This is a genomic window from Salinivibrio sp. ML198, assembly GCF_001996015.1.
Taxonomy (GTDB): Bacteria; Pseudomonadota; Gammaproteobacteria; order Enterobacterales; family Vibrionaceae; genus Salinivibrio; species Salinivibrio siamensis.
The window spans coordinates 45,617-56,329 of sequence record NZ_MUEZ01000022.1; the positions used below are offsets into that span (position 1 = coordinate 45,617).

The window sequence follows — 10,713 nt, forward strand, 5'->3', positions numbered from 1 at the left end:
CTCGGCGTTTTTTTGTTCACGTGTTTGGCGTCAGCACCTTGGGGGCGGGGAGTGGTGTAGTGTGATGGTGGCGATCGGCCTCGTAGCTCTCCATAAAGTGGGCAAGAAAATGGTCCAGCTGCGTAGCGGCGTTTACGTCACCTTGGCTTCGCAGCAATGCACTCACCGCTTCACTGGTACACAGGTGTCCCGGTGGCTGGTTGCGCCTGAGCGTATATTGCGAGTCGGCTGTCGACGGCAAACTGACCCGTGGCAGACCATTGAGCCACGGGCTTTTATTGAGCATTTTTCGCGCTTGCTGCCAAGTGGCATCCAGCACCACAAACTGTAACGGCGTGCGAGGTGCATTGGTGGCGGCTAATGCCTCTGCGCAAGAAGCTGAACTATCCGTGCAAGAAACTAACCTATTCGCGCAAGAGACAGACCGAGCCACGTCAGCAAATAGCCTATCGGCGGGGACGGCATCGTCACTGGGAAACAACAACCAAGGTGACACATCACCGCGCGCCCAGCTGTCGAGCAAGGCTTGCGGTGGTTGTTTGCGTTGCCAAATCTCTATCTGAGTGTGGGGCAGCGCCGCTTTAACCAGTTTGCCGGTGTTGGATTGGCGCGCCGCTTCGTTTTCGTGCATCACCAGCACGCATTGCAATTGGCTTTCCAGCGGCCAATAGCAGTGACAGATACAGTGATAGGTAAAACCGCATTGGCGGCAGGGCGAACGGGCCATCAGACTCTCCTCAAGGTGTCAGGTTGCTATTGTGCGCAAGTCCGACAAGGAATGCGAGCCCACGTGCCATGGTCGTTCGCGTCTACGTTATTCTTCGCCTAATACCGCCCCTTGTTGGGTGGCATAGATGCCATCGGCAAATAATGCTGTGTCTGAGCTATCCGGTTTAGGTGCGCGAGGTGCAGTGCTGGGGTTGAGTGGATAACGCTGCCCATCAAATTGCATCACATGGTGGCCGGCCGGTGCACCACCGCCACCGACCGGCACGATCAAATCATGCCAACCTTTGTTTTGGCTGCGTGCTAATAAAAGGGGCACATGCACCAGTGTCATGCGGCTATTAAACTGCCAGCCTTGCGCGTCGCCTTTAAACACCAATAAGGTGCAGCCGCCACTGCCACAGCTGTCGGTCAAAACCAACAGATCAGCTTGCCCGTCTTGATTGAGGTCGTGGGTAAGCCAGCGATAGGTGAGGGGGCCGGTTTGGCCATTATCGCTAAGATAGTCTTTGAGTGCTTGCTCAACGCGCGGGTTTTTCTCGGCGCTGCCTTTAATGCCGGCTTGATTCGATACGTTCACGGCATCCCCGACTTTGAGCCTCAGCGTTAAGCCGTCATGACCTAATGAGTAGCTGTTGCCATTAAAGGTTTCCTCGGAGGCGGAGAGGGAAAACCCGTTACGTGTATATATGCGCTCAGACACCACCATTTGCTCACCACTACGGGTAGTGAGCACTTGGACTTGGTTCTCCCCAACTGGCTGCCAAATCCCGGTTTCTTTGGTCACCGCTTCCCCTTGTGGGTGGTAGCTGGTGATGGCGCTATGATCGGGCAGCAACGTCAGTTGGGTGGTCAGTGTCGGTTGGCCGGGCGACTGGCTGGTACCTTGGTATTCTCCCGCCCAATGCTGACTGGTATCCACGGAAGGTAAGATCGCACACCCTTGGTAAGTGCCTTTCGCCGTTTTTAAGCGTGCTTGCCAGCCATAGAGGGTGTTGGCGCTTTGTTGGCAGCCTTGGGCGCTAAGCGTTAAAGCGGCTTGTTGAGCACGGAATTGTGCCTGCTCTTGGCTCATGCTTTGTCCGCTGAGCGGGCGCTCTTGTGAGTCTGGCTCGCTTTCCCATGCCAGATGCCCTTGGCCGACAGCGGCTGACCAGGTGGTAGGGGTTTGGCCTTCCGCCAACAAGGTATTACGCGGTTGTGCGCATCCCTCTAATTCGCTGGTGAGCATATTTAAGCGGGTCATGGTCACCGCGGCAGGGTAGTCGGCACTGTACCCGCGGCGTGACACAGGTGTGAAATAGCCCTCAAACTCACTGTATACCGGACCGGACTGCTGCGATAAGGTCGCGCGTTGGTCAGCGGTTAAATCAAGCCAGTACTGTTTTTGACTGCCGCACGGCGTGAAGCTGGCCGTTTCTGGGCTGACAGAAATGCGGCCGGTTTGCATAAAAGGTTGCGGTGTGTGAACCAAGCCGGTTGAAACCTTGTCGCTACGATGGCCCAGCTCTACCGGACCAGAGGTGCTACCGCACCCGGCGAGGGCAAGCAAACTCATCGAGGCGATGATAAGGGGACGAAGAGATGGCACGAAAAACTCCTTGTACTGAGCGAGAGTAGGCAGGCTTGCGCCCTGAATGCAGGCAGGGCAAGATTGCCGCCACCATCCGATTAAGAGCAAGCTAGCATGAGTTATTGGTTATTTAAAACAGAGCCAGATACCTTTTCGATAGACACACTAAAGCAGCAAAAGGTTTCATGCTGGGAAGGGGTGCGCAATTATCAAGCGCGTAATATGCTGCGTGATGAGGTCAAAGTGGGCGATGAGGTGCTGATTTATCATTCCTCGTGCAAACAAGTGGGTGTCGCTGGTGTGGCGACCGTGGTCCGCGCTTGTTATCCCGATCATACCCAATTTGAGCCAGATAGCGGCTACTTTGATCCGAAAGCCACACCTGAAACCCCACGTTGGTTTATGGTGGATGTGGAATATCAGCGTCATGTGCCGTTAATTGCACTGGCAGAGATGAAGCAAAATCCGGCGCTGGCCGAGATGCCGTTAGTGAAAAAAGGTAACCGACTGAGTGTGATGCCGGTTACCGCAGCGCAATGGCAGGCGATCCTGGCGATGGCGGGGGAATAATGCATCGCCATCAGGCGCCTGTTGGCTCACGGTGTGAGCCAGGTCGCTTATAAAAGTGAGTCTAATAGGTGCGCTTTCAAATAGCGCGCCACCGCTTCATCAGCATGACTACCAATAATGGCTTTATCTGAGAGGGTGGCCTTGACGCGCGCTTGTGCGGTGGCCATTACCAAGCCTTGTCCGGCGGCACGTAGCATTTCGACATCGTTCATGCCATCGCCAAACGCGATACAGTCCGCCAAGTTGAGCTGATGACGACGCGCCACTTCCTCTAACGCGGCCCCTTTGGACACCCCATTGCCCATCACTTCCAGGCAGAATGGCGTCGAAAATGCCACGCTGATGTTCTCGCCATACTGCGACAAAAACTGATGCTCGTATTTGAGTAGGTGGTCGTGATCGTGGCGAATAAAGAAAATCTTCGCGATGTTATCGACCGGTGGGTTGTCCACATCAAACTCCTGGGCGTTAAAGCCAGAGTCTTTATGATAGCGGGCGAGCTCTTCATCCATTTTGCTCAGCAGCCAGTCATTATCGCGGTAGAGGTGAATGGTGACGGTCGGATCCTGCTTCACCTCGTTAATCAGGTTGGCAACAATCTCAGGGTCAACATTGTGTTGGAATACCAAGTTGTCATCACTGTCATGCACGCGTGCGCCATTGGAGGTGATCATGTATGCAGGAATGCCAACGGTTTCACGAATGCTCGCTACGTCAACATGATGACGACCCGTGGCAAACACAAAATGGATGCCTTGCTGGTGCAGTTGTTCCAACACCTGTTTGGTATAGGGCGCGATACTGTGCTCTGGGGTGAGCAGGGTACCATCGAGATCGGAAGCGACGAGTTTGTACATCATGTCCTCATTAGTTAGGCGATCACAATCACAGTATGTTTGAGTCTACTGCAACTGACGACGGTGAAAAAGAGAACCCTCTCACTGAGCGATTTCCGCTTTTAGTGTTGGCTCTGACGTTGAAAAAAATCATCAATGGCCGTGAACGCTGCCAGCCGATGTGTATCGGTTTCAAACAAGATTTCATGTCGTGAGCCTTGAAAAAACTGCCATTGACTCGGCTGATTGGCTTGCCGGCGTAAAAAATGGAACTCGGCCATCGCGGGATTAGACACAATCTGCTCGCCGCCAGCTTGGCAAATGAGTGTCGGAGTGGCCAATTGGGGGGCGATGGCTAAGCAGTGCTGGGCTGCGGCCATTCCCTCGGCAATCCAGCGAGCGCTAGGCCCGCCGATCTGCAGTTGAGGTTGGTTGATGTAGAGCTGACGAAACCAGGCATACCGTGCGCGAGAATGGGTCAGGCGGTTTTGCTCAAACGGCACATGACGATAACCAACTTGTCCGGGCCCAAACCGTGGTGGATGCTGATAGCGCGCCAGCGAACGACACAACCAAGGCGCGATACGTCCAAGCCACGGGCTGACGTGCACGCCAAACATCGGCGCGGTCATTGCAAGCCCGTCTATCGCGTGGGGAAATCGATGCGCATAGAGTGCGGCGATGGCCCCGCCCATAGAGTGGGCGAGCATAAAGGTATGGTCGTATTGTCGGTGCGCCCCGATAAACTGCATGAAGGTCGCCAGATCAGTGACATAGTCGTCAAAGCGTTCGACATGACCCAGATCGCGCGGTTTGATCACGAGCCGCTCGGACAAACCTTGGCCGCGGTGATCAAAGCTGTAAACGTCATAGCCCATCTGAACGAGGTCATAAAAGATCTCTTGATACTTCATCACGCTTTCAATGCGGCCATTGACCACCACGACCGCTTGCCTATTCTGCGGACGGGTAAAGCTGCACCAGTGTAAACGTAGCCCTCCTTCCCCGTGGAAGTAGCCTTGTTCACGCTGTTGCCAAAAAGGTGTTATGTGGTGCTTAAATGCGTCGCTCAGCACTGCTTCACGGGCGAGAGAGTGCGCGTCAAAAGCCGGCTGATCCTTACTGTCGGCGAGATCTGTCATCTTGGTTTACCATCACTGAGATAGGTTTACTATAACCGTCTTAAAGGATGGATGAAAATGACACTTATGGGAAAAGCGCCGCGCCAAAAAGAAAAGGCAAGCGCGAGCGCTTGCCTTAACACCGAATAACGATACGTTACTGGTTGAAGTTGTAGTAGGTTTCTGCACCAGGGCCAACGGGCAGACCGAGCACGAAAACCCATACGTAGAATAGAATGCTCCATCCCACCATAAAGATCATCGAATAAGGCAACATGGTGGCAATCAAGGTGCCTATGCCAAGGTTTTTCACATAGCGACACGCCACCGCCAGAATCAGCCCGAAGTAACTCATCATCGGGGTAATGATGTTGGTCACTGAATCGCCAATCCGGTAGGCTGATTGAATCGTCTCTGGGGCATAACCGACCAGCATCAACATAGGTACAAAGATGGGGGCGGTGATGGCCCACTGCGCCGATGCCGAGCCGACCGAGAGGTTAATCAGGCCACACATCAAGATGAAGGCAAAGAATAATGCAGGCCCTGTTAAACCGATGGTTTGCAAAAAGTCAGCACCGCCGACCGCAATCACTTGACCAAAATTGGTCCATTTAAAGAACGCCACAAATTGCGCCGCGAAAAACACCAGCACGATATACATGCCCATGGCGCTCATCGACTTAGACATCGAATCAATCACGTCGCGATCGTTATTGATGGTGCCGACGGTACGGCCAAACACAATACCGGGAACGGCAAAGAACACCATAATAAAGGCAACAATGCCTTTCAAAAACGGCGAGCCTGCCACTTCATTGGTCTCGGGGTGACGCAGTGGTCCCCACTCAGGGACGATGGTGAGCGCTAAAATGCCGCTGACAATCAGCACCGCAATCCCGGCATTACGAAGACCGCGTTTCTCGTCATCATTAAGCTTGCTCGCGGAGGCGGCGGCGACATCTTCAGACGCTTGGTCGTGGTCATACTGGCCCAGCTTAGGCTCGACAATCTTATCGGTGATCCATGCACCAACAATCGCGATGAAGAAGGTAGAAACGAACATAAAGTACCAGTTCATTTCGGGCCCAACGATGTAGTCTGGGTCAATCATTTGCGCGGCTGACTCGGTGATCCCCGACAGCAAGGGGTCGACAGTTCCCAACAACAAGTTAGCAGAGTAACCGCCTGATACCCCGGCAAACGCTGCGGCAAGCCCGGCTAATGGATGACGGCCTAATGAATGGAAGATCATCGCGGCAAGCGGGATTAAAACCACGTAACCGAGCTCTGAAGCCGTATTCGAGATAATACCGGCAAAGACAATGGTAAAGGTGACGGTACGGCGCGACGCGCCCATTACCAGGCCGCGCATGGAGGCTGACAGCAGTCCTGAATGTTCTGCGACCGACACACCGAGCATGGCCACCAGCACGGTGCCGAGTGGGGCAAAGCCGGTAAAGTTTTTCACCAAGTTGGTGACGATCATTTGCAAGCCTTCGGCGTTGAGCAGGCTTTGCACATAAATCATGCCATCTGCCGCACGTCCTTTTGCGCCCTCTGGGCGAGGATCGGCGACAGACACATCAAAGTAGCCAGCGACACCCGAGGCGATCAGGATAGCGACACAGAAAATCGCGAATAAGGTCACTGGATGAGGGAGCAGGTTGCCGAGCCACTCGACGGTATCGAGAAAGCGCGTAAACAGTGTGCGCTTGTGCGGCCCACCTTGTTGCTCTGTGGTACTTGAGTGCATGGGGTTGGTCTCCTTGGTTGTACTGCATTTCCCGTCTATGGGAAAAGGAGGCCGAATGTTAATTGTTTTTTAACTTAAATAGCAAGATTAAAAGCTAGTTAGTGAGCGTAAAACTCGATCTACGTGCTGCTAATGAGGCAAAAAAGAAACATATTTGACTGGATAATGACTTTAACGGACATCATTTGACGCGAAGTTGGCGTATGATGGATGCGTGCTCGATCCGGTCACTGGTTAAAAGTGTTAACAAATGCAACAGACTGAAACACAGACACATATTGATTACCTCGACATATTGCGTGTCCTCGCTGCCTTTTTCGTGGTGGCGATTCATGTACTGGGTCCGTATCGGTTTCAAATTGGTGATATTGCGCTGAGTGATTGGGTGGTCGCGGTAGGGCTAAACAGTGCAAGTCGCTGGGCGGTGCCGATTTTTATTATGATTTCGGGCTTACTGCTGCTCTCGTCGACGCGGCCTTTCCGCTTGCGCCATTTTATCCGTCGCCGCGTGGTTAAGGTGGTGGTGCCCTTTCTGGTGTGGTCGTTCGCGTTTGCGTGTCTGTCTGGACTGACGCCGGATGGTTTTTCGTGGCAGACCGTCACCCAAACATTGGGCGCGGCCCCTCAGCATGAAACTTATTATCACCTTGGCTTTTTCTACTATTACATCCCGTTGCTGCTGTGGGTGCCATTGCTACGCCCGTTAATGCCACGCTTACCGTCATGGTCAGTGGCTTTTATCGGATTAGCATGGATAAGCTTAACGGCTTGGTATTTAACCGGCGCGCATGGCTGGTGGCGGAATGATTTTATCCTCTATGGCGGCTACTTATGGTTAGGCTATTGGCTACACCAAGCGCCACGTGCGTTGTTACTGTGGTGGGCGCTGGGCTTACTGGCTTTGGGTATGACCGAGTATCACGTGTTAACCACCAGTGTTGCGCATCAGCGTTATATCACTGAGGGTTGGTTATCGTATACCACGATCAACACGGTGCTGATTAGTGCGGCACTTTTCCTTGCCGTCAAACATTGGCGAGCGAATAAAGCGACACCATCGTGGGTTGCAACCCTGAGTCGTTATAGCCTAGGGATCTACTTGATTCACCCAGTGTTCCTTTGGCCCGTCAGGGCTTACTGGCCCACTTTATCGCCCGCTATGGTTTGGATCCCCTTGCTGACGCTATATGCCTTTGCGGGGGCGGCGCTGACCACTGCTATATTGCAACGATATCGCGCCACCGCGTGGTTGGTGCCATAAATGATGACACTTTTGACGACAACGGCGGTCATAACTGATTGAATATAGGATGACAGGATCAGATCGCAATCATGAAGCCTGATGCCCCTAAATGGTATAAAAACCACCATACTCATAAAATGGGAGCTGGTAAGGAGAGAGACCATGGATGACGTCGCAGTCGTGATTAAGCACAGTAAGCGCCTAGAAGGCTTGCTGCGTGAGCACTATCACGCCGAAGGGAAGGGGCTCCATCAGCTCATCGACAGTAGCCAAAAACGCCTGCCGCATGATGTGATCAAAAAACTGCGCTTTGTCGCCACTATTCGTAACAAAGTCGTTCATGAAGAGGGTTACGAAGTGGACGATATACGTGAATTTATATCGGTGAGTAAGTATTGTGAGTCAGAATTAGTACCGCGAAGCAACCGATTGATTTGGCGGCTTGCCGCGGGGCTTATCCTGCTGTTTACCGCGGGGGCAATTGGTTTTTACGCGCAAGTGTGGCCGCAATGGAGTGGCTAGCTAACCACAAGAATCGGTTGTCACCCCACGGTTAACGTTACGATTTTTTTAAACTGGATCTTGTTCTCATCAAGGGACGCTGGACATCTCCGCCAGCCAGCCTAGACTTGGCGTCCTTGTCTTGAAAGGAATGATACTCATGTGGAGCTGGTTCGCTGTCTGTTGTTCTGGACTGCTGCATATCTCCGCAGCCTACCGGGGCCCGCGTTGGCAGTTTTATCTTTTTAAACCGCTGACTATTGTGATGCTCATGGCGATAGTGGGCACTCACATTAGCGTCTCTCATTATGCGCAATGGGTCTTCGTCGCGCTATTGCTCTCTGTGGTGGGCGATGTCTTTTTAATGCTCCCCAAAGACAGGTTTGTGCAGGGGTTAACCAGTTTTTTACTCGCACACCTGGTCTATATCTTCGCGTTTTGGGCGCAATTTGACGGCCATATGGTATGGTGGCTGCCCGCCATGTTGTCTGGCCTGGGCATTATCGTCTTTCTTTTACTGCTCCCAAACTTAGGGCAGCTCGCGCTGCCTGTGGCCGTGTATATTGCCGTGATCACCCAGATGGTATGGGCGGCCGGTGAATACTGGCTCAATACTCACTCCCCCGCGGCGGCACTCGCACTGGCCGGTGCTATCTGTTTTATGGTGTCAGATACCGTGCTGGCGTTTGCGCGTTTTAAGGGCGAATTTCGTGCGGCACAAGCGATGGTGATGTCGAGTTATTTTTTAGCGCAAGCACTGATCAGTGCCTCGGTGGTGATCGCCCAAGGAGGGTGAGATGGAAAAAGTCTATCAAGCGATGAACACCTTGGAGGCGCACAGCTTAAAAGGCCTGTTATCCAGCCATCGTATTGATTGTGTATTGAAAGGCGAAGCGCTGAGTGCGGCAGTGGGCGAGTTACCCACTGATGTGCAAGGCGTAACCTTATGGGTTGCCCCAGAAAATGTCGCTCAAGCAAGGCAATTACTGCAGGCGTATGAAGAGCAAAGCGAGACACACTGGGTATGCCAGCACTGTGGAGAAGAGAACGCCGGCAGTTTTGAACTATGCTGGCAATGCCAGCATAGTCGCGAATGACACTTACATCATATGCTTGCGGCGAATATCGAGCAGCGCAAAAATCCCAAAAATCAGGATTGACCATTTTTCCCAGCGCGTCATGGTAATTTTGTCGCCAAATGCTCCTAAGAAAATCAGCATTTGTAGCCCATGCATCACCAACAAAAAGCCGGTCATGATATAGAGCGCCATGGCGGCCACCCCTGGAAACGGGTGAACGATGTTGGCCAGTAAGACGATCCAAACAAAGGCGATGGCCGCTTTGGCGAGTAGAATTAGTCCTTTCATAGTGTGTCTCTTACGTTTGGTCGTTGAAATATAGACGGAAGTTGACTTGTCCTGCACGTTTTTCACGATGACAGTGCCAGTTTCCTGGGACGTGATAGTCATCCAGCTCACTTTCCGCTTCAACGTAAATACATGCCCCAGGTGCGAGCCATCCGTTGTTTGCGAGCGCAGCCAAGGTGTCGTTAAGCAACCCTTGATGAAACGGGGGATCGACAAAGACCACATCGAACGGGCTGTTTTGCGGTGGCGCGGCGAGTAGAGTCAGTGCATCTGTGCTATCTACTTGCGCATTCTCTGCGCCAAGCTGATCGAGGTTATCTCGAAGTTGTTTGGCCGCTACGGGGTTTTTTTCGCAAAACTGCGTCCAAGTCGCGCCGCGAGAGAGCGCTTCAAAGCCCAGTCCACCACTGCCCGCAAACACATCCAAGCAGCGCGCTCCCGGAAGATGGGGCGCCAGCCAATTAAATACGGTTTCTTTCACCCGGTCGGTAGTGGGGCGTAACCCCTGTGCGTCTTGCACGACAAGCTTACGGCCACGCCAGCGGCCAGCAATGATACGAACAGCTCCAGCCCCACGGGAAGCGTGAGCTGATGAAGATTTGCGGTTGGCGCGTTTAACCATAGATTTTTTGACCGTAAAGAAGGTGATAGACTATGCCGATTCGGTATTGAGCCGCTGATTGTATCAAGCATGCTTTAGGATTTGCCAATGGCAGAAAAAAAGAAACGTGGATTTATGTCATGGTTGGGTCTGGGTCGGAAAAAAGACCAGACACAGCCTGAACCAGAACAAGCGTCACCAACGACTGCGCCAGACGTGGCGGAAGAGACGGCAGAGTCAACCACATCGGTAGAAACATCGATTGATGAGGCGAACTCGCAACAACCGCAAGAAACCCTTGCATCTGATAGCGAAAGCGAAGTCAATACCGTGCCAGAGCCAGAGCCAGAGCCAGAGCCAGAGCCAGAGCCAGAGCCAGAGCCAGAGCCAGAGCCAGAGCCAGAGCCAGAGCCAGAGCC

12 protein-coding genes and 1 pseudogene are annotated in these 10,713 nt (G+C 53.0%); 6 read left to right on the forward strand and 7 right to left on the reverse strand.

Going from position 1 to position 10,713, the window contains the following annotated elements; genetic code table 11:
• Positions 1–16: 16 nt before the first annotated feature.
• Both BZG25_RS14160 and BZG25_RS14165 read right to left on the reverse strand, forming a co-directional pair.
• The gene (locus BZG25_RS14160; protein ID WP_077639303.1) at positions 17–727 is read right to left on the reverse strand and encodes a tRNA-uridine aminocarboxypropyltransferase; all 711 of its coding nucleotides are present in this window, start codon (positions 725–727) and stop codon (positions 17–19) included.
• Positions 728–814: 87 nt separating this feature from the next.
• Positions 815–2,317 (reverse strand): hypothetical protein, encoded by a 1,503-nt coding sequence (locus tag BZG25_RS14165; RefSeq protein WP_077639304.1) that lies wholly within the window; start codon positions 2,315–2,317, stop codon positions 815–817.
• A gap of 96 nt (positions 2,318–2,413) precedes the next feature.
• Here BZG25_RS14165 and BZG25_RS14170 point away from each other — a divergent pair, with 96 nt between their 5' ends.
• Positions 2,414–2,869, forward strand: a complete 456-nt coding sequence (locus tag BZG25_RS14170; RefSeq protein WP_046074568.1) for an EVE domain-containing protein — start codon at positions 2,414–2,416, stop codon at positions 2,867–2,869.
• Positions 2,870–2,916: 47 nt separating this feature from the next.
• Here the strand turns inward: BZG25_RS14170 and BZG25_RS14175 are convergent, their stop codons facing one another.
• The 3 genes from BZG25_RS14175 to BZG25_RS14185 all read right to left on the reverse strand — a co-directional run bounded on the left by BZG25_RS14175 (position 2,917) and on the right by BZG25_RS14185 (position 6,582).
• On the reverse strand, positions 2,917–3,726 hold the full coding sequence (locus tag BZG25_RS14175) for a Cof-type HAD-IIB family hydrolase (protein ID WP_046074567.1): 810 nt from the start codon (positions 3,724–3,726) through the stop codon (positions 2,917–2,919).
• A gap of 101 nt (positions 3,727–3,827) precedes the next feature.
• The gene (locus tag BZG25_RS14180; protein WP_052708049.1) at positions 3,828–4,847 is read right to left on the reverse strand and encodes an alpha/beta fold hydrolase; all 1,020 of its coding nucleotides are present in this window, start codon (positions 4,845–4,847) and stop codon (positions 3,828–3,830) included.
• A gap of 136 nt (positions 4,848–4,983) precedes the next feature.
• Positions 4,984–6,582, reverse strand: a complete 1,599-nt coding sequence (locus BZG25_RS14185; protein WP_046074566.1) for an AbgT family transporter — start codon at positions 6,580–6,582, stop codon at positions 4,984–4,986.
• Positions 6,583–6,832: 250 nt separating this feature from the next.
• Here BZG25_RS14185 and BZG25_RS14190 point away from each other — a divergent pair, with 250 nt between their 5' ends.
• The 4 genes from BZG25_RS14190 to BZG25_RS14205 all read left to right on the forward strand — a co-directional run bounded on the left by BZG25_RS14190 (position 6,833) and on the right by BZG25_RS14205 (position 9,423).
• On the forward strand, positions 6,833–7,843 hold the full coding sequence (locus tag BZG25_RS14190) for an acyltransferase (RefSeq protein ID WP_046074565.1): 1,011 nt from the start codon (positions 6,833–6,835) through the stop codon (positions 7,841–7,843).
• 144 nt (positions 7,844–7,987) lie between these two features.
• Complete coding sequence (locus BZG25_RS14195) at positions 7,988–8,347, forward strand: DUF4145 domain-containing protein (protein ID WP_046074564.1); 360 nt, start codon at positions 7,988–7,990, stop codon at positions 8,345–8,347.
• A 139-nt stretch (positions 8,348–8,486) separates the two neighbouring features.
• A complete protein-coding gene (locus BZG25_RS14200; protein WP_046074563.1) occupies positions 8,487–9,122 on the forward strand; it encodes a lysoplasmalogenase in 636 nt (211 codons plus the stop codon).
• Position 9,123: 1 nt separating this feature from the next.
• A complete protein-coding gene (locus tag BZG25_RS14205) occupies positions 9,124–9,423 on the forward strand; it encodes a DUF2007 domain-containing protein (RefSeq protein ID WP_046074562.1) in 300 nt (99 codons plus the stop codon).
• Between the two features lie 3 nt (positions 9,424–9,426).
• On the opposite strand, the gene BZG25_RS14210 is transcribed toward BZG25_RS14205, so the two are convergent.
• The gene (locus BZG25_RS14210; protein ID WP_046074561.1) at positions 9,427–9,693 is read right to left on the reverse strand and encodes a DUF1145 domain-containing protein; all 267 of its coding nucleotides are present in this window, start codon (positions 9,691–9,693) and stop codon (positions 9,427–9,429) included.
• Positions 9,694–9,703: 10 nt separating this feature from the next.
• The gene (gene rsmD, locus BZG25_RS14215; RefSeq protein WP_046074560.1) at positions 9,704–10,315 is read right to left on the reverse strand and encodes a 16S rRNA (guanine(966)-N(2))-methyltransferase RsmD; all 612 of its coding nucleotides are present in this window, start codon (positions 10,313–10,315) and stop codon (positions 9,704–9,706) included.
• A gap of 87 nt (positions 10,316–10,402) precedes the next feature.
• On the opposite strand from rsmD, the pseudogene BZG25_RS16090 reads away from it, so the two are divergent.
• A pseudogene (locus BZG25_RS16090) lies at positions 10,403–10,713 on the forward strand (hypothetical protein); the annotation flags it as partial.